Genomic DNA, 22,500 nt, shown 5'->3' with positions numbered 1-22,500 from the left:
AGGCCCCCGCCGGAGCGAAGGCCTTTTCGTTTCGTATGCAGCTGATGCTTAAATCGGTTCCCAGGGGAAGACCGAGGCGGTGGCGCCGAGATCGGTCATGTCCGCCTTCATGGAAGGTAGCGCATGGGAGAGGATCGTGTCGGGCTCCCAGCCTTCCAGCCGCGCCATGCCGCGCACGGGGCGGGGCTGGTTGAAGAGGAAGAGCTCGTTGCCGCGCACGGCGAAGATCTGGCCCGAGGTTTCGCAAGAAGGCGCGGCGAGCGCCACGGCCATTTTCGCGACCTGATCGGCGCGCATGGCGTTTTTCATGCGTTCCACGCGCTGCGCGGAGGCTTCGTCCTTCACCGGAATGGTGGCGATCATGCGCGTCCAGGCGAAGGGCGCGATGATGTTGGAGCGCACGTTCTTTTTCTCGCCTTCCATGGCGATGATGCGGGAAAGGCCGGCAATGCCCATTTTCGCGGCGGCGTAGTTCGCCTGGCCGATATTGCCGATCAGACCGCTCGTCGAGGTGAAGAGAACGAAATTGCCTTCTTCCTGCTCGCGGAAATGATTGATGGCGGCGCGCGTGACGTTGTAGCTGCCATTAAGGTGCACATCGATCACCGAATGCCAGTCTTCATCCGCCATTTTATGGAACATGCCGTCGCGCAGAATACCTGCCGGGCTGATCACCGAATGCAGGCCGCCGAATGTGTCGAGCGCCTGTTCGACCATGGCTTCCGCGCCGCTCTTGATGGCGACGGAATCGGTATTGGCGACGGCTTCACCGCCAGCTTTCGTGATTTCGTTGACGACTTCCTGCGCCGGGCCCACATCGCCCGCATCGCCGCCGGCCACGCCGCCGCCCAGATCGTTCACCACAACCTTTGCGCCCTGCGCCGCCGCGATAATCGCGCAGTCCCGGCCAATGCCGCGCCCGGCACCGGTTACGAGAACGACTTTTCCGTCAAGCAATCCCATTTTGCTCTCCCTGTTTTCTGTTCCGCTTCTCATCCCTCGGCGGTCTGGGCCGCCCTTGGCTCGAGGGCAAGCTAGCGGCAGTTTTCCGCGCGGGCCAGCGCTTTCTTAGGCCTTTACCGGCAGGGCGGGAGGGCGCGAGCGGGCAAGTTCCGCTGGACCCTGCGTCCTGTGCGTGCTAATCGCCTTGCCGGTTTGGGGGGCTTTTGCGCCCGCCGGGGAGGGATGAGCGATGAAACTGGCACGCTGGATTTATATCGTGGCCGCGGTCTATGGGATCGTGGTGCTCGCGCCGCAGCTTTTCATGGAAGCTCAGGTCGGCGCGCTCAATCCGCCGGCCATCACCCATCCTGAATTTTATTACGGCTTTATCGGCACGGCGCTTGTTTGGCAGGTGCTTTTCCTGCTCATCGCCTCCGATCCGGTGCGCTACAGAGCGCTGATGCCTATTACCTTTCTCGAAAAGCTTGCCTTCGCTCTGCCCGTTGCCTGGCTTTACGGCGAAGGGCGCGTGGCGGGCGGCGTGGTGCTTGGCGGCCTCATCGACGCGCTGCTCCTTGTCGCGTTCATCATTGCTTACAGGAGCACGCCCCGCCATGGCTAAGGTGCTTGCCCGGGTTTTCATCCAGCGACGACGAAGCGGCGCAACTGGCCGGCATCTGCCCGCCATTTGCCATGGGCCGTCTTTGTCCTGCTAAGCTGGCAATCAGTGTGCGGGATGAGGGGAGCCTTGTTCCGATGACCCGACGCACTGAGAGAAAACATGTTTACGATCGAACTTGAACGGCCCGAACATGCGCCCGAAATCGAGGCGCTGCTGGATGATGCCTTCGGCCCGGGCCGGTATGCCAAAGCCGCCCAGCGGCTGCGGGAAGGCAATACCTCCATTCCCGAACTTTCCTATGTCGCTTATGCGGGCGAGGGGGAGGCGCGCGAGATGATCGGCGCGCTCAGCTTCTGGCCGATCCTGATCGGCGGCGAGCCGGGGCTGATGCTCGGCCCGCTTGCGGTCAAACCGCAGCTGCGCGGCAAGGGCTGCGGCATCAAACTGATGGAAAGAGGCCTTGCCGATGCCAAGGCCATGGGCTACCGGCTCGTTATTCTGGTGGGCGATGCGCCTTATTATGCGCGGGTCGGCTTCGGGCCGGTGCCGCCGGGCCGGCTCACCATGCCGGGGCCGGTGGACCCCTCGCGGCTGCTTTACCGCGAGCTCGATCTCGGCGCGTTTTCCCATGTCAAAGGGGCGGTGACGAAACCGCCGCTCGGCACGGCGATCTGAGCGGGGTGCGGGGGAGGGCCTTACCGGCTCTCCCGCCACCAGGCGAAAAGTAGAAGCCCCAGCATCGCAATGGCGGCGAGCAGACCGCTCAAGAGCGGCACGTCCGTCACGGCGCGCAGAATGTAAGACTCGTTGCGGCGGAAGCCCATCCAGTCGCTTCCCTGCGTGTCGCGCCCGGCACGCACCCGGCGCACTTGCGGGGGTTCGTTTTCCGGCAGGATGAGATTAAAAATACCCCCGCCCGACGCTTCGCTCAAAGGGCGCAGTTTCTCATCGCTGGTCACGACCTGCGCATATTCCTTGGGGTTGGCCGGGCCGATGGCGGTGAGCGCGGTGAGCCCGCCTTGCTCGATCCGGTAGAGGCCGATTTCATCCGTCTCGAGCGCGGCGTTGAAAAGCCCGGGCTGATCCTCTTTCAGCGGTACCTCTTCGCGCGCGCCGGAGGGATAGGTGATGCCGGCAGGCGGCGTCGCCGCTCCCATGGTCCGGCGCTCGATGAGAAGACGGCCCGCCTTGCCGCTTGCGCTCAGCCGTTCTTCTTCAAGGTCGGGTTCTTTCATCAGCCAGTGCGCGGTGCGGCGCAGAAGTTCCGCCTGCGGGCCGCCGCCTTCAAAGCCGCGCGCCCAGAGCCAGCCCTGGTCGGACATGAATTGCGCCACCCGGCCTTCGCCCACCCGGTCGAGCACGAGGAGCGGCTTGCCTTCCGGCCCGCTCATCAGCATCTCACCTCTGTCCTGCAGTGTGTCGATCAGGCGGAACCAGCGCCCCCAGGAGGGCGGTGTGCTTTGCCCGCCGGTCAGCTCGGCGGTGACGGGATGTCTGCGTCCGCTTTCCGAAAGCTCCGGTTTGAAACCTTCCTCCGTCACCGTGCCGGAAGGCTGGGCAGGCAGAATGCTCGCAAGAGGCGTGCGGTAAAGGCTGAAGGGGCCTGCGAAAGGCGGGCCTGCCGCCGTCAGCACCGCGCCGCCTTCAGCCACGTACTGGGCGATATTGTCGAAATAGACGATGGGCAGCACACCGCGCCGGCGGTAGCGGTCGAAGATAATGAGATCGAATTCGTCGAGCTTCAGCGAGAAAAGCTCGCGCGTCGGAAAGGCGATAAGCGAAAGCTCGTTGATCGGCGTGCCGTCCTGTTTTTCCGGCGGGCGCAGAATGGTGAAGTGAACGAGATCGACTGCTGGATCAGCTTTGAGCAGATTGCGCCAGGTGCGCTCGCCCGCATGAGGTTCGCCGGAGACGAGCAGCACACGCAGGCGGTCGCGGATGCCGGTAGGCGTGGTCACGGCGCGGTTGTTCTGCAGCGTCAGCTCGCTTGCATCGCCTGCCGCCTGCAGCTCGATGACATTCGTGCCGCCATGAGGCAGCGTGACGCTCACCCGCTCGCGCTCGCCGGGGCGGGCAAAGGTGGTGGCGACATCTTCCCCGTCGAGCCGCAGCGTGACGGTGACGGGCTCATTGCCGGGGGAGGGGCCCGTTTCCTCGATACGGAAGGCAATGGAGACAGGCTCGCCCACAATGCCGAAGCGCGGGGCTTCCTCGATCACAAGGCGCCGGTCATAAGCGCCCGGATCGCCGATCGTGACGGTGTGAAGCGGCGCATCGAAGCCGAACGCCTCAAGACTGCCGGGCACGTCATGCACCTGCCCGTCCGTCAAAAGCACGATGCCTGCCACGCGCTCGGCGGGCACATCGGCAAGGGAGGAAGCGATATTGGTGAAAAGCGCCGTGCCGTCACCGCCCGGCGCGCTGCCCGCATAGATGGTGCGCAGATCAAGATCGGAGAATTTACTGAGTTCGCGCTGCAATGTTTCGCTGGCAGCTTTCGCCGTCTGAGCGCGTTCTTCAAGGCGCATGCTGGCGCTGGTATCGACCACGAGAAGGGCGACATCGGGAACGGTTTCCCTCTCTTCCTGGCGCACGGACGGATTGGCAATGAGCGCGAGCAGCAGTGCCATGGCAAGAATACGCCAGATGCCGACCCGCATGCGCCGCCAGATGAAAAGCGCGCTGAGCCCCGCGCAGGCAAGCGCCAGCAGCCCCAGCCAGAGAGGCGGCAGCAGCGGCGCGAAGGTGAAGGAAAATCCCATGCGCCGCTCCTATTGGCCGAGCCGTTCGAGAAGGGCGGGCACATGCACCTGATCGGCTTTGTAATTGCCGGTCAGCGCATACATGACGAGATTGACGCCGAAGCGGTAGGCATATTCGCGCTGGCGCTCGCCGCCCGGCGCCACGGGCAGGAGCGGGCGCCCGTTCGGGTCTTCCGCCCAGGCACCGGCAAAATCGTTCGAGCCGATGATGATGGCCGAGACGCCGTCATTGGTTTGCGCGCGCCCGCGATTGGCCGCTTCCACCCAGACCTGCCCCCCGTCCCAGCGGCCGGGAAAACTTTGCAGAAGATAAAAGCTTTTGGTGAGCACGTGGTCGGCGGGCACCGGCTCGAGCGGCGGCACATCGAGCTTGGCGAGCACCTGGCGCAGGGCTTCATTTGCTTCATTGGGCAGGCCCGAAATCGCCCGGTCCTGATCGCGCGTGTCGAAAAGGATCATGCCGCCATTTTGCATGTAGCTGGAAATCTTTGCCGCGGTGGCATCGCTCAGCACATGGGCGTTCTGCGCGACCGGCCAGTAAAGAAAAGGAAAGAAAGCGAGCTCGTCCTGATCGATATTGACGCCCATGGGTTCGCCTGGCTCGAGCGCCGTGCGCTCGCGCAGGCGCTTGGTGAGCCCTGAAAGCGCGGCATGGGAGAGCCCGTCGAGATCCTTGTCGCCGGTTTCCACATAAGCCAGATGCGTTTCGCTGGTGGCTTTCAGCGCATAAGCGTCATCGGCGGCTTTGGCGGGGGCCACATGACCGCCAACGAGCGGCGCGCTTAGGAGACCGGCCAGCAGGAGCGCTGCCACGCGGGGGCCGCGCGGGCGCTGATGCGGCGCATTGAGGCGGCCGGTCAGATAAAGCGCGGCAAAACCATCCGCGATCAAGAGAATGAGCGCCAGAGTGAGGAGCAGGGGACGCAGCGCCTGATGGGCGGCATCGCCAAAGCCCTCCTGCCGGGTGAGGCCGGTCAGGGCGGGCAGCGGAGCAAGTACGAGGTTTTCATTGCCGAGATTGAGCGCGCGGGCTGCGCCCTGCATGCCGTAAAAACCCGGCGGGTGCTCGGCGCTCGGGCGCGTCTTCGTCCATTCGGCAAAGGGAATGGGCGTGACATAAGGGGGCGGGGAGGTGAAGGTGCCGAAGCCCGTCATCACCTGGCGCGGCATCAGAAGGCCGCCTTCCGCTCCCTCGTTTTGCGCGGCGACCCCTTGAGCAAGATCGAGGATGCGCTGGAGCATGGAAACGAAAAGGCCGGAAAGCGGCAGGTTCGACCAATCCGTATTGGCGGTGATGTGAAAGAGGACGAGCCTTCCCTCTCCCTCGCGTGCGGCGGTGACGAGCGGTGTGCCGTCTTCCAGCCGCGCCCAGGTTTCGGCAAAGGCAAGATCGCGCGGTTCGGCCAGCACCTGGCGGCTCACCGTCGCATCACCCGGCAGATCGAGCCCGGCAAAGGGGCTGCTTTCTTCGAAGGGCGCAAGGTGCTGCGGCTCCGTCCAGGACAGCGCACCGCCGAGGCTGCGTCCGCCGCTGCGCAAGGAAACGGGGATAAGATCGTCGCTTTGCGCGGCCAGATGCGGCCCGGCAAAGCGCACCAGCGTACCGCCTTCCTTCACCCAGTTGCGCACCAGCGTTGCATCGCGCTCACTTAAAGTGCCGATATCGGCGAGGAAGAGCACGGATAGCGGATCGGCAAGCAGCATTTCGATCTGACTGCGCTCGCCTTCCTGCGTCTCGCCCTGCCGTGCCTCTCCCTGGTTTGCTTTTCGGATATCGGCAAAGGGGCGCAGCGCGCGTTCAAGGTAGTAAAGATCGGAAAGAAGCGGCTGGTCGGCCTCGAAAGAATTGCCGGAGACGAGCCCCGCGGCGCGGCGCTTCCAGCGCTCATCGATAAGCACCTTGCTTGCCGCCGAGCGCTCGCCCGTGACCGAGATCGTGTGTACTTCATTGCGCAATTCGAGCGGCAGGTCGAGCCGGGCTTTGGTAGCGGTGGCAAGGCGGGGCAATTGCCACTCGGCCTCGGCGAGAAGGCGGCCATCTTCGGCCCGCGCTTCCACCCTGCCATCGCGCAGCTCCGGCACCTCAAGGCGGCGGATCGTGACTTCGAGCCCGTCCTCGCCTTGCGCGGGCGGGGTGAGGACGAGCGGCACTTCGCCGGGCGCATTCGTGACGAGTTTCAGCGCGCCGCCGCTGGCGATTTCTTCCAGCTTTCCGGCAAAGCTGGCCGCCTCGCCATGATCGAGCCCGTTGGCGATCCAGACGATATCGATGGCCTCTTGCGGTTTTTCCATTTTGCCGAGCCGGGCGGCAAGCTCGAGGCGGGCGGGGCCCAAGGGAAGCGGGCTTAAGGCTTTCAGTTTTGCTAGCGCCTCATCCGCCGCTAAAAAGACGGGCGGCTCGGCCTTTACTTGCGGCGAGGTGGCGGCAAGGGCGACGAGCTGGTCGTCGTTGCCCGCTCCTTCGATCAGCGCGCGGGCAAAGGAAATACGTTTGTCCCAGCTATGGGCGGCGGCCCAGCCATCATCGAGCACGAGAAGAAGCGGGCGGCTGCGGCCCGTGTCGCCTGCCGGGCGCCAGACGGGCTCTGCCAGAGCAAGGATCAGCAGCGTCGCCAAGGCAAGGCGCAGCATCAGCAGCCAAAGGGGAATGCGCGAGGCGGTTTCTTCATCCTGGCGCAAGCCGAAGAGCAGGCGGAGCGGGGGAAAGGCAACGCGCTGGGGCGCGGGCGGGGTGACGCGCAGCAGCCACCAGATCACCGGCAAAAGCGCAAGACCGGCAAGGACGAGCGGCTGGGCAAAGCCGATAAGGCCGAGGTCGAGCATCTAGCCTCCCTGCCTGGCAGCCGCTGTGCCGCGTCCGGGGCCCCGGTTCATACCGGCAAGCTGGCCGTAAAGGCTGAGAAGGCAGGTCTCGGCGGGTCTGTCCGTGCGGTGAACCGTGAAGTGCCAGCCGAGCCGCCGGGCGATTTGGCGCAGCGCGTCCTGATGCTCTTCAAGACGGCGGTGATAGGCGCTGCGCAGGCTCTCCGCCTTGCCGACGAGAAGCCGGCGCGGATCTTCCACGCCGACGAATTCCGTGCGTCCTTCAAAAGGAAGGTCAGCTTCGGCCGGGTCGATGATCTGCACCATATGACCGCCGATACCCCGGTGCGCATAAGGCTGCAGCGCCTTGGCAAGCGCGTCGGGCGGGGAGAGAAAATCGCTGAGGAAGACCATAGCGGCATAAGGCGGCACATGGGCGCCGGGGGGCAGGCTTTCCGGCAGGCTCTCTTCTTCGGAAAGATAATGATGCGCGAGGCGGCGCAGGCCCATCCGGTTGGTTGCAGGGGGAATATCGCTGCCGAGCGCCGCCACCCGCTCGCCGCCGCGCACCAGAAGATTGGCAAGTGCGAGGCCGAGCACGGTGGCGCGATCTTTCTTGGAGATTTGTGCAAAGGACGAGCGGTAATCCATGGAGGCGGAGGCATCGCGCCAGAGCCAGAGCGTTTCGGCTGCCTCCCATTCCGTCTCGCGCACATAAAGCTTGCTGGATTTGCCGGACTGGCGCCAATCGATGCGCTGAGCGGCATCGCCTGCGCGGTAGCGGCGGTATTGCCAGAAACTTTCACCGGCGCCCGAGCGGCGGCGTCCGTGCACGCCTTGCGCAACGGTATTGGCGACGCGTTCAGCTTCCACGAGGAGCGGCGGCAGCGCCTCGGCCAGACGTTCCGCCTGGGCACGCAAGCCCGCACGCGCAGGCGCGGCCTGCGTGCTGCGGGCCTTCTCGGCGCGGGGGCTTTTCGGGCCGCCGGAAAGGGGGGCGTCTTCGCTCATCTGGTCTCGTCTTTAAAACGGCCTGCTCAGCCCAGCCGCTGCACAAGCCGGTCGATCACGCCGGGTATGGTAATGCCTTCGGCCCGCGCGGCGAAATTGAGCGCCATGCGGTGGCGCAGCACCGGCGCGGCGAGGGCGGCCACATCGTCGATCGAGGGCGAGAAACGGCCATCGGTCAGCGCCCTTGCGCGCACCGCCAGCATCAGGGCCTGGCTTGCGCGCGGACCTGGGCCCCAGGCGACATGCTCCGTCACTTCGGCGATATTGGCTTCTTCGGGCCGGGCGGAACGCACAAGTTCCAGAATGGCATCCACTACCTGCTCGCCGACGGGAATGCGGCGCACCAGACGCTGGGCGCTGCGCAGTTCCTCGCTGCTCAAAATTTGGCGCACCGGCGTTTCATCGAGGCCGGTCGTCGCGAGCAGCATGCGCCGCTCGGCGGCAAGGTCCGGGTAGTCCACGTCGATCTGCAAAAGAAAGCGGTCGAGCTGGGCTTCAGGCAGCGGATAGGTGCCTTCCTGCTCCAGCGGGTTCTGCGTTGCCAGCACATGGAAGGGGCGCGGCAATTCATAGCGCTGGCCGGCCACCGTCACATGCTGTTCCTGCATCGCCTGCAAGAGCGCGGACTGGGTGCGCGGGCTGGCGCGGTTGATTTCATCGGCCATGAGAAGCTGGCAGAACACGGGACCCTTGATGAAGCGGAAATTGCGCCGGCCTTGCTCGTTTTCCTCCAGCACTTCCGAGCCCACAATATCGGCGGGCATCAGATCGGGGGTAAACTGGATGCGCTTGTCTTCCATGCCCAGCACAACGCCCATTGTGTGCACGAGGCGGGTCTTGGCGAGGCCCGGCACGCCGACAAGCAGCGCATGGCCGCCGGCCAGCAGCGTGATGAAGGTTTCTTCGACGACTTTCGTCTGTCCGAAAATCACGTCATTGACGGCGCTGCGCGCTTCTGCGATGCGGGCACCGGCCGTTTCGACTTCGCGGACGATATCGCCCTCTGCTTCACTGACCGTGTTCATTGTCCTACATATATCCTGAAGAGCGTTGCGGTGGATAAGCATGCGCCGGGGCGCTTATGGGCGAAAAGCCCCAATTTGCTCAGTTTTCGCGGTCTTTATGGCCCGATTATGACGTTGGAGCCCGCACGCGCCTAGTCAAGCAGGCGTGAGATGCCCACGTAAAGCCGTGTAAACGGCTGTAGAATGGAAGCGAGAGGAGGCAAAACCGATGGCAGAGGCCAAGAGCGGCGAAAAACCTGCCGGTTCTGCCGGTTTGAGCGGCAATCCCGGCGATGCGCTGAAAGAGATCACCCGCGCGGCGGAAGAAGCCAATAAAGAGACGGGCGGCAAAAAGAAAAAAGGCCTGCCGCCGGTTCATCTGTGGAACCCGCCTTATTGCGGCGAACTCGACATCCGAATCAAACGCGACGGCAGCTGGCACTATCTCGGCACGCCCATCGGCCGGGAGCGGCTGGTGCGGCTTTTTTCGACGGTTTTACGTCACGATGATGACGGCAAATATTATCTCGTCACGCCGGTGGAAAAGATCGGCATTACGGTGGATGACGCGCCCTTCGTCGCCGTGGCGATGCAGGTGGAAGGGGAGGGCAAGGACCAGCGCCTGACCTTCACCACCAATGTGGGCGATGAAACGGAAGCGGGGCCCGAACACCCGATGCGTTTCGTCATCGACGAGGAAAGCGGCGAGCCTGCGCCTTATGTGCATGTGCGCGCCGATCTTGACGCGCTGATCAACCGTGCTGTCTTTTACGACCTTGTGGAAATCGGCACGGAAGAAGATTGGGAAGGCGCGCGCTGGTTCGGCGTCTGGAGCGGCGGCACGTTTTTTCCCATCGCCCTTGCCGCCGATGTGAACGGGCCTGCCCAATGAACGCTTACCGGGAAAAGATCCTCGGCGCGATCGACCGGGACATGCCGCCTGCCGACATCGTGCTGAACGGCGTGAAGACGCGCGGTGATCACGATCTCAATCCGGATGAATGGGTGGAACCTTCAGAACGTAAAAACCTGCGCCTTGCTGCCGTACTGGTGCCGCTTATCGAGCGGGGAGAGGGCGTCTTCGTGCTGCTCACCCGGCGCGCGGATCATCTCAATTCCCATTCCGGCCAGGTCGCCTTTCCAGGCGGCAAGGTGGAAGAAGGGGAAAGCCCGGCGGAAGCGGCGCTGCGCGAGGCGGAGGAAGAAGTCGGCCTCGATCCCTCGCTCGTGGAGATCGCGGGCTTCCTCGATCCATATGAAACGGGCACGGGCTTCCGGATTCTTCCCGTTGTCGGCTTCGTCAAACCGGATTTCACGCTGAAGATCGATCCCAATGAGGTGGCAGAGGCTTTCGAGGTGCCCTTGTCTTTTCTCATGAACCCGGACCACCATGAACGCCATAGCGTCATGTGGCGGGGCAAGCGGCGCGCTTATTACGCCATGCCCTATGAGGGTCATTACATCTGGGGGGCGACGGCGGGAATGCTGAAAAACATGTATGACAGGGTATACGCGCCATGAGCCGCCTGCTTCTCAACGCCTTTCTCTTTCTCCTGCCTTTCATGCTGTACGGGCTCTATGTGCTCGCCGCCCGCCGGCTCGGCTGGATGAGCCGGGACGCGGATCAAGCTCCGCCCCATGCCTGGCTGGTGCTGGCTGGGATCGGGCTCGTGCTCGCCTCGATCGGGCTTTTTGCGGTTTTCGACGGTTCGGAAGTTGGCAAGGAATATGTGCCTGCACGCCTTGAAAACGGCGAGATCGTGCCGGGCGGTTTCCGCTAAGCTGCCTGCGGCAATTGCGGTCCTTTCGCCCCGCCTTCCAAGGGCTTATATGTGGAAGCAATCAAGGATAAGGCCGCCGGTCTGGGGACGTTCTAAAGGCATGCTCAGGGTCAGGCGCCGCATAGGAGGTGTGACGTGAGCGAGGCAAACAAGGGCGAGCTGAAACTGGCAACCTGGATCCGCGATGCGGCGACGGTGAAGATCATGCAGGCGCTGGGCGAGGGCGAGGCCCGTTTCGTCGGAGGCTGTGTGCGTAACGCGCTTCTGGGCGAGCCCGTCGTCGATATCGACATCGCAACGGCGCTCAAGCCTGAGGAAGTGATCGCCCGGCTGGAAAAAGCAGGCGTGCAGGTCATCCCCACCGGCATCGACCATGGCACCGTGACGGCGGTGACGGACGGGCGGCATTTCGAAATCACCACCTTGCGTGTCGATGTGGAAACCGATGGGCGGCGCGCCGATGTCGCCTTTACCGGCGACTGGCTGGAAGATGCCAAGCGCCGCGACTTCACCATGAACGCGCTTTATGCCGATAGCGACGGGACGGTGCACGATCCTTTGGGCGGGCGCGAGGATTTGAAAGCGCGCCGCGTGCGTTTCATCGGTGATGCTTCCGAACGCATCAAGGAAGATTATCTGCGCATCCTGCGCTTCTTCCGCTTCCACGCGCAATACGGCAAGGGCGAGCCCGATGCCGAAGGGCTGAAAGCCTGCGCCGCGCAAAAGGACGGGCTTTCTCAGCTTTCGGGCGAGCGCGTGCGCATGGAGCTTTTGAAAATTCTGGGCGCGGACAATGCGCCGGCCGCGATCCGCCAGATGGCGGCAAGCGGTATTCTTTCCAAAGTGCTGCCGGAGGCCGAACGCACCGAGCTTCTGGAGCGTGTGGTTGCGATCGAAACCGATCAGCTTTTTATCTCCGATCCCATCATGCGGCTCGGCGCGCTCATCGATCTCGATGAAGCGGGCATCCGCAAGCTTGCCGAGCGGCTTCGTCTTTCCAACAAGGAGCGGGACCGTCTGATCCGCATGCATACGGATCAAACAAAGATCGTCTCTTACATGTCGATGCGTGAGATGCGCCGCGCGCTTTACTGGATGGGCCCGGAGCTTTTCAAGGACCGCGTCATGCTGGGCTGGGCGGCGGATAAAAAGCTCGCCAATTCCGTGCAATGGCGCGCGCTTTTGGCCATGGCCGATAGCTGGGAAAAACCGCAGCTGCCGCTGACGGGCCAGATGGTCCGCTCCGCCGGCGTGCCCGACGGGCCGGAAATCGGCCGCGTCATGCGCGAGGTCGAGGAGTGGTGGGTCGATGCGGATTTCATCGAGGATGAGTTCTCGATCATCGAACGCCTGAAGGCGGTGGTGCAGGCGACGGTTTATTGAGGCTTATGCGGCTGGCTTTCTTCATGCGGTGAGGCTGCATGGACCCCGGGACAAGCCCGGGGTGACAGCTTCGGGAATTGGCAAGGCCGTCGCCACAAATAAAAGCCGTCACCCCGGCCCCCGAGCCGGGGTCCATTGCGGCAGGTGAAGGCGCTCAGGCAATTACTGCCCTCGTCCCCTTCACCGCTTCCAGCAAAACATCCGGCGCGATTTCAAGTTCTAGGCCGTAAGCGCCGCCGCTGACATAGATGCTGGCAAAGCCGAACGCGCTTTCATCGAGAAAGGCGGGAAGCGCGCTCTTCTGGCCGAGCGGCGCGCAGGCGCCCATCTGATAGCCCGTCAGCTTGATGGCTTTTTCTTTCGGGGCAAGATCGACGCGTTTGGCTTTCATGAGCCGGGCGAGCGCCTTGCGGTCGAGGTCTCTGTCCGCGGGCACGATGGCCATGGCGAAGGTTTTGGCGTCGGCCAGCACGATCAGCGTTTTGAAAAGCCGGGCAGGGTCGAGGCCGCTTGCCTTAGCCATTTCAAGCGCGGAGGTTTTGCGGTCTTTCGGCACACCGATTTCGTGAAACGTGGCGGGAATGCCGTTAAGGCGGGTAAAGCGCTGTGCCGCCGTTTCGCCCTTTGCCATTGCCGTTACCTGCTTACGGCCATTTCACCGCAGGCGGCATGGAAGAAAGGATCGAGTCCACATTGCCGCCGGTCTTCAGCCCGAAAGTGGTGCCCCGGTCATAAAGCAGATTGAACTCCACATAGCGGCCCCGGCGGATGAGCTGTTCCTCGCGCTCCGCCTCGCTCCAATCTTTATTCATGTGGCGGCGCACGAGCACGGGATAAATATCGCGGAAGGCGCGGCCCACATCCTGCGTGAAGGCGAAATCCTTTTCCCAGTCGCCGGTATTGTGGCGGTCGTAGAAAATCCCGCCAATGCCGCGCGCTTCGTTCCGGTGGGGCAGGAAAAAATATTCATCGCACCACTTTTTGAAACGGGCATGGTAATCGTCCCCATGCGCATCGCAGGCTTTTTTCATTGCGGCGTGAAAGTCCACGCTGTCGGGATGGTCTTGCGTGCGGTTCGCCATGAGAACGGGCGTGAGGTCCGCGCCGCCGCCGAACCACCAGTCCTGCGTCACCAGCATGCGCGTATTCATATGCACGGCGGGCACATGCGGGTTTTGCATATGGGCGATGAGCGAAATGCCGCTGGCCCAGAAGCGCGGGTCCTTGTCGGCACCGGGAATTTGCGCACGGAACTCTTCGGAAAATTCGCCGTAAACGGTGGAGGTATGCACCCCCACTTTTTCAAAGACGCGGCCCTTCATGATCGACATGGTGCCGCCGCCCTGATCCTCGCTGCCGTCGCCGCGTGTCCAGGGTTTGCGCTCGAAACGGCCCGGCGCCTCACCGGCAAAGGCGGTGCCTTCCAGCGCGTCTTCGAGTTTTTCGAACTCGGCGCAAATCTCATCGCGCAGCGTTTCGAACCAGTCGCGGGCACGGCTTTTTGCGTTTTCGATATCGGGCACGTCGTTCATCCGGGCGTTGGGCGCAGGGCCTGCGCAGTGAAAGATGGCGCAAGGTCTGCGCAATGAAAGATAAGGCGCGCTTTTTCGCCGCAGCCGGGTTTCTCCCGGCAGTCTGACCTGGATCAAGGCGCCTTTTGAAAAGCGGCGCTACTTTCCCCTATCAGCTTGCGGGCCGCAAGGCCCTCGCGCGGCGGAATGCCGGTGCAGCGCAAAGACAGTAAGCCGAGTGAGGTTGGGATGCCGGAAACAGCGAGAATGAACGAGGCGCTTGCCGTCAAATACGGCGTGAACGTGCCCCGCTATACGAGCTATCCGACCGCGCCTCATTTCAGCCGGGCGGTGAGCGAAGGGGTGTACCGCAATTGGCTTGCGGCGCTGCGTCCGGAACAACCGCTCTCCTTATATTTCCATATCCCCTATTGCCGGGAGATGTGCTGGTTCTGCGGCTGCCACACGAAAGCAACGCGGCGGTATGCGCCTGTCGGGGACTATCTCGACATATTGCTGCGTGAAATCGATCTGGTGTCGGCAGCTGTGCCGGGGCCCATGCGCGCGGCGCACGCGCATTGGGGCGGCGGCAGCCCGAGTATGCTGAGCGCGGAAGACTGGCTGCGCATGGTGGCGCATGTGCGCTCGCGCTTTGTCTTCGATGAGGAAAGCGAGCTGGCGGTGGAGATCGACCCGCGCACGGCGAGCACGGATTATATTGCAGCGCTCGGCGAGAGCGGGGTGACGCGGGTGAGTATCGGCGTGCAGGATTTCCGCGAAGAAGTGCAGCGCGCCATCAACCGCATTCAGCCCTATGCGATGACCGCCAAGGCGGTGGAAGAGGTGCGGGCGGCAGGCATCAAGTCCGTCAATCTCGATTTGATGTACGGGCTGCCGCATCAAACGGTGGACTCGGTTCTGGAGCAGGTGGATCTTGCCCATGGGTTGGCGCCCGACCGGATCGCGCTTTTCGGCTATGCCCATGTGCCTTGGATGAAGACCCATCAGCGGCTTATCGACGAGGCGGCGTTGCCGGGGCTCGGCGAGCGGTTCGAGCAGAGCCAGGCGGCGGCCATGCGGTTGCGCGCGCTCGGCTATGTGGCGATCGGCTTCGACCATTTTGCCCGCCGCGAGGACAGTCTTGCCCAGGCGCTGGTCGAGGGCACGTTGCAGCGCAATTTCCAGGGCTATACGTCGGATGATGCCGATGTCCTGATCGGTTTCGGTGCCTCGGCCATCGGGCAGTTGCCCAAGGGCTATGTGCAGAACGAGCCGGCTATCGGGCGCTATATGGAAGAGGTCAAGGAAGGCCGCTTGCCGGTGGTGCGCGGCGCGGTGCTCAGTTCGGAAGACCGGGTGCGGCGCGACATCATCAACGAGCTTATGTGCCATATGGAAGCCAATATCGCCCCGGTTTCGAGCCCGGATACGGTCGAGATGCTGGCGCCGCTTGTGGAAGACGGGCTGGTGGTCCGCCAGGGTACCTTTATCCGCATCACCGAGAAGGGGCGGCCTTTCGTGCGCATCGTCGCCTCGCTCTTCGATGGCTATTTGCATAATGGGGAGGAGGTCCGCCACTCCAAGGCGGTCTAGGCTTCTTCTCCGCGCAGCGGAAAGGCGTCCGTCTGGCGCAGCGCCTCGCCCAGCACCATGGCGGCGGCGACCGCCACGTTGAGAGAGCGGGCTCCGGGGCTTAGCGGGATAAGAAGACGGGCATCGGCGGCGGCGTGGACCTCGTCCGGTACCCCGGCGCTCTCCCGGCCCAGAAGCAGCGTGTCGCCGGGGGCGAATCGGAAGCCCGTATAGGGCTCGGCGGCCTTGGTGGTGAGCAAAATCAGCCGGTTTTCCGCCTTCCGGGCGCTCTGGAACGCCTGCCAGTCGGCATGGCGGCGGATTTCGGCATGCGACACATAGTCCATTCCCGCCCGCCTCAGGCCCCGGTCGGAGAAGGGGAAGCCGCAGGGCTCGATAATATCCACGCCCACGCCGAGACACGCGCCGAGCCTAAGAATAGTGCCGGTATTCTGCGGAATGTCGGGTTGGTAAAGGGCCAGTCGCATGGACCGTTCCATAGCCCAGCGCGGGGCGGACCGCCAAATGGAAAAAAGTGAGCAGGGGGCGCAGGTTGCGCCCAGCTTGCCCCTTGGCCCTGCCGCTTGCGGCATCCTGCCACATTTCCCGATGGCGGGTCTGGACAATCTGTGAAGACAGTGCCACAAACGCCGCACATATGCGGGTGCTGGGCGGCCTGAGCTTGGGAGGGCAAGGGCTCGTGCCGTGCAGTTCGGATGGGGTGGCGTTTGTGTCAGGGAAGACATCCCGGGCCGGCGGGTGCCCTTAAGTGATGAATCAGGGAGACCTCAACCGTGGCACACATCGACACGGATGAGCCGACACGGCGCGATTTTCTTTATGTCGCGACCGGCGCTTTTGCAGCAGTCGGCGGCGCGGCAGCCATTTGGCCGCTGATCGATCAGATGAACCCGGATGCATCGGCGCTAGCGCTGGCATCCATCGAAGTTGACCTTTCTTCCATCGAAGTCGGACAGAGCATTACCGTGCAGTGGCGCGGTAAACCCGTCTTCGTGCGCCGCCGTACGGCCGCGGAAGTGGAAGAAGCCAAATCGGTCCCGGTGGAAACCCTGCCGGACCCGATCGCGCGCAACGACAATCTTTTGGGTGACGTCCCCGCGACGGACGATAACCGCACTGCCGAAGGCCATGAAGAATGGCTAATCATGGTCGGTATCTGCACCCATTTGGGCTGCGTGCCCAAGGGCCAGAAGGTCGGCGATGCCAAGGGTGACTTCGGCGGCTGGTTCTGCCCCTGTCACGGCTCGCACTACGACACGGCCGGACGTATCCGGAAGGGCCCGGCGCCCAAGAACCTGGAAGTGCCGGTTTATTCCTTCCTGTCCGACGACCGGATCAAGATTGGCTGAGGGGGCGTATTATGAGCCATGAAATCACCTATACGCCGTCGAACGCCTTTACCCGTTGGCTCGACGAGCGTCTGCCCATTATGGGCCTCGCCCACCATATGCTTGAGTATCCGACACCCCGGAACCTCAACTACTGGTGGACTTTCGGCGGCATTCTCACTTTCTGCCTTCTGACGCAGATCGTGACCGGCATCATCCTGGTGATGCATTACACGCCGCATGTGGACCTGGCCTTCAATAGCGTCGAGCACATCATGCGCGACGTGAACTATGGCTGGCTGATCCGTTACGTGCACGCGAACGGCGCCTCCATGTTCTTCCTGGCGGTCTATATCCACATGTTCCGCGGCCTTTATTACGGTTCCTACAAGGCGCCGCGCGAAGTGCTCTGGATCCTGGGCGTGATCATTTATCTCCTCATGATGGCAGCGGCCTTCATGGGCTATGTGCTTCCCTGGGGCCAGATGAGCTTCTGGGGTGCCACGGTGATCACGAACCTCTTCGGCGCCATTCCGCTGGTGGGCGATGCCATCCGCGAATGGCTGTGGGGCGGCTTTGCGGTCGGCAACCCGACGCTGCAGCGCTTCTTCTCGCTGCACTACCTCATTCCCTTCATCATTCTGGGCGTTGTCGTTCTTCACATCTGGGCGCTGCATGTGCCGGGGAACAACAACCCGCTCGGCATCTCGGTGAAGGACGAGCAGGACACGGTCAGTTTCCATCCTTACATGACAGTGAAGGATGCTCTGGGCCTGACGGTTTTCCTCCTGCTCTTTGCCTATTTCGTGTTCTACAACCCGAATGTGCTGGGCCACGCGGATAACTATATCGAAGCCGATCCGCTGCAGACCCCGCCGCATATCGTGCCGGAATGGTATCTGTTGCCGTTCTACGCAATCCTGCGGGCGATCACGTTCGATATCGGCCCGATCGACTCCAAGCTGGGCGGTGTCATCGCCATGTTCGGTTCGATCGCCATTCTCTTTGTGCTGCCCTGGCTCGACACGTCGAAAGTGCGCTCGGCGCGCTTCCGCCCGCTGTTCCGCCAGTTCTTCTTCCTCTTCGTGGTGGTGTGCCTCGGCCTCGGCTGGGCAGGCGGGCAGTCGCCCGACCGCACCATCTTCACGAGCAGCGAAGTGATCGGTACCTATGAGAGCGCCGGTGAAGCCGATGCGGCGATCGCAGAAGCGGTGAGCCAGACGGACGCCACGGCCGACATGTTCAAGAAGCATGACGTGATCGAGGGCGGTGTCTACGGCGTGGAAGTCGAGCGGGTGGATTACGCTTTCGATGTGGCGGCGCTCAGCCTGGTGCTGACGATCCTCTACTTCGCGTATTTCCTGATCCTGCTTCCGCTGCTCGGGCTCATCGAAAAGACCAAGCCGCTTCCTGAAAGCATTTCCAAGGCCGTTCTGGCCGAGAAAGATGCGTAAGGGGGCTGAGGGATGATCATGAAAAACGAAGCTCTGAACCAAGCCTCCCGTCCTTGTGTGTTCACGCGCTTGTCGCGCGTGGCACCCTATATTGCGACGGCGGCGATCACGGCTCTTGGCATGATGTTTCTTGCCAGCGTGCCGGCGAAGGCCGCCGGCGGCGATATCGAGCTGAAACATGCCGAATGGTCTTTCGATGCGCCGTTCGGCACGTTCGACCGCAGCCAGCTGCGCCGCGGTTACAAGGTCTATAAGGAAGTCTGCGCAGCTTGCCATTCCATGAACCTCGTCAATTTCCGCAACCTTGCCCAAGAAGGCGGGCCGGAATTTTCCGAGGCACAGGTAAAGGCACTCGCAGCCGAATATGAGATCGAGGACGGCCCGGATGAATATGGCGACATGTTCACCCGCGCGCGCGAGCCGAAAGATCCGATGCCGGCGCCTTTCCCGAATGAGAACGCCGCCCGCGCGGCCAATGGCGGCGCCTATCCGCCGGATTTCTCGGTGATCGTGAAAGCCCGTTCCGGCGGCGCCGATTACATCTATTCGCTGCTCACGGGCTATGAAGAAGCTCCGCAGGGTTTCCCGATGTCACCTGGCATGAATTATAACGCCTATTTCGGCGGCCATCAGATTGCCATGGCGAACCCGCTGTTCGACGAAATTGTCGAATATGAAGACGGCACGCCCATGACGGTCGATCAGTATGCCCGCGACGTGGCGGCCTTCCTGACCTGGGCTTCCGAGCCGAAGCTGGAAGCGCGCCACGAGCTCGGCTTCCAGGTGATGGTCTTCCTGGCGGTTCTGGCAGGCCTGCTTTACTTCGCCGGCCGTAAGCTCTGGGCCGACAAGCACTGATACTCGCGTTCCATACGCGTTGAAAAGGGCCCCTGAGGGGCCCTTTTTTATGGTCATCCCTCTCATTTTTGATAGGTTCGCGCCCGGGTTTGGGCGGAAATCTCCAGGAAAGGCGCGCGCATGGCAAAGACGGTTCTCGGCGTAATCGGCGGCAGCGGGGTCTATGATCTTCCAGGGCTTGAAAATGCCCGCTGGGAGAAGGTGGAAAGCTCCTTCGGCGCGCCTTCGGACGAGCTGCGCATGGGCACGCTCGGCGGCGTGGACATGGTGTTTCTGCCCCGGCACGGGCGCGGCCACCGGCAGACGCCGTCCTCCATCAATTACCGGGCGAATATCGATGCGCTGAAGCGGGCAGGGGTGACGGATATTCTTTCCGTTTCCGCCGTGGGCTCGCTGCGCGAGGATTTGCCGCCAGGCTCCTTCGCCATTGTCGATCAGTTCATCGATCGCACCTTTGCCCGCGAGAAAAGCTTTTTCGGGCCGGGCTGCGTTGCCCATGTTTCCATGGCCGATCCGGTCTGTCCGCGCCTTGGTGATTATGCGGAAAAGGCCTGCAAGGAGCTTGGCATCGCCCATAAGCGCGGCGGCACCTATATCGTCATGGAAGGCCCGCAATTTTCCTCGCGCGCGGAGAGCCATCTTTACCGCTCCTGGGGCTGCTCTGTGATCGGCATGACGAACATGCCCGAAGCGAAACTCGCCCGGGAAGCGGAGATCAATTACGCAACCGTCGCCATGGTGACCGATTATGATTGCTGGCATGATGACGAGCCCGATGTCTCGGTGACCCATGTGGTCGAGGTGCTGCGGCAGAACGCGGAAAAGGCGCAGGACATGCTCAAGCATATCGTCGGTCAGATCGGACCGGGCGAGCGCGCACCGTGCCCGATGGGTTTCGACAAGGTGCTGGATTTCGCCATCATCACGCCGCCCGAGGCGCGCGATGCGGCGCTGATGAAAAAACTGGAAGCGGTGGCTGGCCGCGTTCTGAACAGATAAGAAAGCCGAGGGGCCTTAGACGATGGACGTGAAAGACTATATCCGCACCATTCCCGATTATCCGAAGCCGGGTATTCTTTTCCGGGACGTAACGACGCTGCTTTCCGACGCACGCGGGTTCCGCAAGGCGGTGGACGCGCTGGTGCAGCTTCATGTGGGCGATGCGATCGATCTCGTGGCGGGGATCGAGGCGCGCGGCTTCATTCTCGGCGGGGCGGTGGCGCACCAGCTCGGCAAAGGCTTCATTCCGGTGCGTAAGAAGGGCAAGCTGCCTTCCGAGACGATCAGCCAAGAATATGAGCTGGAATACGGTACCGACAAGGTGGAAATCCACAAGGATGCGGTTTTCGACGGCGCACGGGTGCTGCTTGTCGACGATCTCATCGCCACGGGCGGCACGGCGGAAGCGGCGGTCAAGCTGATCGGCCGGGCGGGGGGCAATGTGCTCGGCGCCAGTTTCGTGATCGAACTTCCCGACCTTGGCGGACGTTCACGTCTTGAGGCATACGATATCGAAGTGCTGTCGCTTTGCAGTTTTGAAGGAGACTGAATGAGGATCGACGGGCGCCCCATGCGGACCATCTGGGTCGGCGCGGATGGCTGGTCGGTGGAAATCATCGACCAGACGAAGCTGCCGCATCTTTTCGAGGTGGCGGCGCTGCGCAGCATGGAAGACGCGGCACAGGCGATCTCGCAGATGGCCGTGCGCGGCGCGCCGCTGATCGGGGCGACGGCCGCTTACGGCGTGGCGCTTGCCATGCGCGAGGATGCAAGCGATGCCTCGCTGGAAGAGGCTGTTGCAGTGCTCGGCGCAACGCGCCCGACGGCGGTCAATCTTCACTGGGCGCTCAATGACATGAAAGCGCGCCTCGGCGCGGCAAGTCCTTCGGACAGGCTCGATCTGGCCTATGATCGGGCCGCGCAAATCTGCGATGAGGATGTGGAAACCTGCCGCCTCATCGGCGCGCATGGGCTGGAGATCATCCGCGCGCTTGCCGAAAAGAAAGACGGCGCGCCCGTCAATATTCTTACCCATTGCAATGCGGGCTGGCTTGCCTGCATCGATTGGGGCACCGCGACCTCGCCCATCTATCAGGCTTGCCATGAAGGAATTCCCGTCCATGTCTGGGTGGATGAAACACGCCCGCGCAATCAGGGTGCTTTTCTGACCGCTTTCGAGCTTGGCCAGGAAGGCGTGCCGCATACAATCATCGTCGATAATGCGGGCGGGCATTTGATGCAGAAGGGCAAGGTGGATTTCTGCATTGTCGGCACCGACCGCACGACGGCGACGGGCGATGTGGCGAACAAGATCGGCACCTATCTGAAGGCGCTGGCCGCTGCTGACAATGGCGTGCCCTTCTATGTAGCGCTGCCGCATTCCACCATCGACTGGTCGCTTGAAGACGGATTGCGCGATATCCCCATCGAAGAGCGGGATGGGCGCGAGGTGACGGCCATGGCCGGGCGCATTCCGGGCGGGGAGGTGGTGGAAGTCGATATCGCCGCGCCCGGCAGCCCCGCGGCGAATTACGGCTTCGATGTAACGCCCGCGCGCCTCGTCAGCGGTTTTGTGACCGAGCGCGGGCTGTGCGATGCAAGCCGTGAGGGGCTCCTCTCGCTTTATCCGGAAAGGGCGCGCGAAGCCTCATGAGCGATCTCAGCCTTGCCATGGACGAAGAATGGGCGCGCCAATCGGTGATCGACACGGCGCTCGCCATGTCGGGTTCGGGGCTCTCGCCCGGCCGCTCGGGCAATGTCTCCGTGCGCTTTGACATGGATGATATCTCCCAAGTGCTCATTACGCCGACGGGTATGGCTTATCCCGATCTTCTTCCGGGCGATATCGTGCCGCTGTCGCTTGACGGCGAGGTGCTGTCGGGCCGGCGGCTGCCATCATCGGAATGGCATTTTCACTGCGCGATTTATCGCGCGCGGCCCGATATTCGGGCCATCGTCCACACGCACTCAGCTTATGCGACGGCGCTGGCCGTGCATGAAAAAGGCATCCCGCCCTTTCATTACATGGTGGCGGTGGCGGGCGGGGCGGATATCCGCTGCGCGCCTTATGCGACATTCGGGACGGAGGAGCTTGCCGCCCATGCGCTTGCCGCGCTTGAGGGGCGCAAGGCCTGCCTTCTCGGTCATCACGGCCAGATCGCCTGCGGGCCCAGCCTCGAAAAAGCGCTGGAGCTTGCCGAGGAAGTGGAAAATCTCGCCCGCCATTATGTGATTGCCTGCGAGCTTGGCGAGCCGCCGCTGCTTGCCGAGGATGAAATGGTCCGGGTGATCGAAAAATTCAAATCCTACGGCAAGCAGCTGGATTGAGGTTTTTCTGAGTTAGGCGTGTGGAGGCGGAGGCATTGCCTTGCGTCAAATTCAGCGTCACCCCGGCCTCTGAGCGGGGTCTATTTAACGCTGCGGCATGTTGCGCAGCCTGATAGACCCTC

At 62.8% G+C, this 22,500-nt stretch carries 22 protein-coding genes; 14 read left to right on the top strand and 8 right to left on the bottom strand.

The genetic code is table 11. The annotated features are described in order from the left end of the window. Positions 1–48 precede the first annotated feature (48 nt). Positions 49–963 (bottom strand): SDR family NAD(P)-dependent oxidoreductase, encoded by a 915-nt coding sequence (locus ACOQOT_RS11295; RefSeq protein ID WP_420559367.1) that lies wholly within the window; start codon positions 961–963, stop codon positions 49–51. A 229-nt stretch (positions 964–1,192) separates the two neighbouring features. Between ACOQOT_RS11295 and ACOQOT_RS11290 the strand changes: the two genes are divergently transcribed. Together ACOQOT_RS11290 and ACOQOT_RS11285 are read left to right on the top strand one after the other, a co-directional pair. Then, the gene (locus ACOQOT_RS11290; protein WP_420559366.1) at positions 1,193–1,564 is read left to right on the top strand and encodes a hypothetical protein; all 372 of its coding nucleotides are present in this window, start codon (positions 1,193–1,195) and stop codon (positions 1,562–1,564) included. A 159-nt stretch (positions 1,565–1,723) separates the two neighbouring features. Beyond that, positions 1,724–2,239 (top strand): GNAT family N-acetyltransferase, encoded by a 516-nt coding sequence (locus ACOQOT_RS11285; protein ID WP_420559365.1) that lies wholly within the window; start codon positions 1,724–1,726, stop codon positions 2,237–2,239. Between the two features lie 20 nt (positions 2,240–2,259). On the opposite strand, the gene ACOQOT_RS11280 is transcribed toward ACOQOT_RS11285, so the two are convergent. Genes ACOQOT_RS11280 through ACOQOT_RS11265 form a run of 4 tightly spaced genes read right to left on the bottom strand, consistent with a single transcriptional unit; the run spans position 2,260 to position 9,164 of the window. Continuing rightward, positions 2,260–4,326: a hypothetical protein gene (locus ACOQOT_RS11280; RefSeq protein WP_420559364.1), complete on the bottom strand. Its 2,067-nt coding sequence runs from the start codon at positions 4,324–4,326 to the stop codon at positions 2,260–2,262. 9 nt (positions 4,327–4,335) lie between these two features. Next, positions 4,336–7,149, bottom strand: a complete 2,814-nt coding sequence (locus ACOQOT_RS11275; RefSeq protein ID WP_420559363.1) for a DUF4159 domain-containing protein — start codon at positions 7,147–7,149, stop codon at positions 4,336–4,338. Next, positions 7,150–8,139, bottom strand: a complete 990-nt coding sequence (locus ACOQOT_RS11270) for a DUF58 domain-containing protein (RefSeq protein ID WP_420559362.1) — start codon at positions 8,137–8,139, stop codon at positions 7,150–7,152. It abuts the gene before it with no gap. A 26-nt stretch (positions 8,140–8,165) separates the two neighbouring features. After that, positions 8,166–9,164 (bottom strand): AAA family ATPase, encoded by a 999-nt coding sequence (locus ACOQOT_RS11265; RefSeq protein ID WP_420559361.1) that lies wholly within the window; start codon positions 9,162–9,164, stop codon positions 8,166–8,168. A gap of 208 nt (positions 9,165–9,372) precedes the next feature. Here ACOQOT_RS11265 and ACOQOT_RS11260 point away from each other — a divergent pair, with 208 nt between their 5' ends. From ACOQOT_RS11260 to ACOQOT_RS11245, 4 genes are all read left to right on the top strand, one after another. Beyond that, the gene (locus tag ACOQOT_RS11260; protein WP_420559360.1) at positions 9,373–10,035 is read left to right on the top strand and encodes a DUF1285 domain-containing protein; all 663 of its coding nucleotides are present in this window, start codon (positions 9,373–9,375) and stop codon (positions 10,033–10,035) included. After that, the gene (locus ACOQOT_RS11255) at positions 10,032–10,664 is read left to right on the top strand and encodes a CoA pyrophosphatase (protein WP_420559359.1); all 633 of its coding nucleotides are present in this window, start codon (positions 10,032–10,034) and stop codon (positions 10,662–10,664) included. The genes ACOQOT_RS11260 and ACOQOT_RS11255 overlap by 4 nt, the downstream gene beginning before the upstream one ends. Further along, positions 10,661–10,924, top strand: coding sequence for a DUF6111 family protein (locus ACOQOT_RS11250; RefSeq protein ID WP_420559358.1), 264 nt, complete (start codon positions 10,661–10,663; stop codon positions 10,922–10,924). The genes ACOQOT_RS11255 and ACOQOT_RS11250 overlap by 4 nt, the downstream gene beginning before the upstream one ends. A 135-nt stretch (positions 10,925–11,059) precedes the next feature. Beyond that, the gene (locus tag ACOQOT_RS11245; RefSeq protein ID WP_420559357.1) at positions 11,060–12,307 is read left to right on the top strand and encodes a CCA tRNA nucleotidyltransferase; all 1,248 of its coding nucleotides are present in this window, start codon (positions 11,060–11,062) and stop codon (positions 12,305–12,307) included. A 154-nt stretch (positions 12,308–12,461) separates the two neighbouring features. Here ACOQOT_RS11245 and ACOQOT_RS11240 read toward each other — a convergent pair whose 3' ends face one another. Together ACOQOT_RS11240 and hemF are read right to left on the bottom strand one after the other, a co-directional pair. Continuing rightward, entirely contained in the window at positions 12,462–12,938 is a 477-nt protein-coding gene (locus tag ACOQOT_RS11240; protein ID WP_420559356.1) for a YbaK/EbsC family protein, read from the bottom strand. A 13-nt stretch (positions 12,939–12,951) separates the two neighbouring features. After that, on the bottom strand, positions 12,952–13,839 hold the full coding sequence (gene hemF / locus ACOQOT_RS11235) for an oxygen-dependent coproporphyrinogen oxidase (protein WP_420559355.1): 888 nt from the start codon (positions 13,837–13,839) through the stop codon (positions 12,952–12,954). 246 nt (positions 13,840–14,085) lie between these two features. Here hemF and hemN point away from each other — a divergent pair, with 246 nt between their 5' ends. After that, a complete protein-coding gene (hemN, locus tag ACOQOT_RS11230; RefSeq protein WP_420561940.1) occupies positions 14,086–15,411 on the top strand; it encodes an oxygen-independent coproporphyrinogen III oxidase in 1,326 nt (441 codons plus the stop codon). Here hemN and ACOQOT_RS11225 read toward each other — a convergent pair. After that, entirely contained in the window at positions 15,408–15,878 is a 471-nt protein-coding gene (locus ACOQOT_RS11225; RefSeq protein ID WP_420559354.1) for a tRNA (cytidine(34)-2'-O)-methyltransferase, read from the bottom strand. The two genes, hemN and ACOQOT_RS11225, sit on opposite strands and share 4 nt — an antisense overlap. A gap of 306 nt (positions 15,879–16,184) precedes the next feature. On the opposite strand from ACOQOT_RS11225, the gene petA reads away from it, so the two are divergent. From petA to ACOQOT_RS11190, 7 genes are all read left to right on the top strand, one after another. Next, entirely contained in the window at positions 16,185–16,760 is a 576-nt protein-coding gene (petA, locus tag ACOQOT_RS11220; protein ID WP_420559353.1) for a ubiquinol-cytochrome c reductase iron-sulfur subunit, read from the top strand. Between the two features lie 11 nt (positions 16,761–16,771). Further along, positions 16,772–18,193, top strand: coding sequence for a cytochrome b (locus ACOQOT_RS11215; RefSeq protein ID WP_420559352.1), 1,422 nt, complete (start codon positions 16,772–16,774; stop codon positions 18,191–18,193). Positions 18,194–18,211: 18 nt separating this feature from the next. Next, positions 18,212–19,051, top strand: coding sequence for a cytochrome c1 (locus ACOQOT_RS11210; protein WP_420559351.1), 840 nt, complete (start codon positions 18,212–18,214; stop codon positions 19,049–19,051). 120 nt (positions 19,052–19,171) lie between these two features. Further along, positions 19,172–20,050, top strand: a complete 879-nt coding sequence (locus tag ACOQOT_RS11205) for an S-methyl-5'-thioadenosine phosphorylase (protein WP_420559350.1) — start codon at positions 19,172–19,174, stop codon at positions 20,048–20,050. A 22-nt stretch (positions 20,051–20,072) separates the two neighbouring features. Further along, positions 20,073–20,600 (top strand): adenine phosphoribosyltransferase, encoded by a 528-nt coding sequence (locus tag ACOQOT_RS11200; RefSeq protein ID WP_420559349.1) that lies wholly within the window; start codon positions 20,073–20,075, stop codon positions 20,598–20,600. Then, a complete protein-coding gene (mtnA, locus tag ACOQOT_RS11195) occupies positions 20,601–21,704 on the top strand; it encodes an S-methyl-5-thioribose-1-phosphate isomerase (RefSeq protein ID WP_420559348.1) in 1,104 nt (367 codons plus the stop codon). It abuts the gene before it with no gap. Then, positions 21,701–22,378, top strand: coding sequence for a class II aldolase/adducin family protein (locus ACOQOT_RS11190; RefSeq protein WP_420559347.1), 678 nt, complete (start codon positions 21,701–21,703; stop codon positions 22,376–22,378). The genes mtnA and ACOQOT_RS11190 overlap by 4 nt, the downstream gene beginning before the upstream one ends. Positions 22,379–22,500: the final 122 nt, after the last annotated feature.

This window comes from Tepidicaulis sp., assembly GCF_965222285.1.
Classification (GTDB): Bacteria; Pseudomonadota; Alphaproteobacteria; order Parvibaculales; family Parvibaculaceae; genus Tepidicaulis.
Note: the sequence above shows the minus strand (reverse complement) of the source record. Positions and strands in the feature narration are given on the sequence as shown.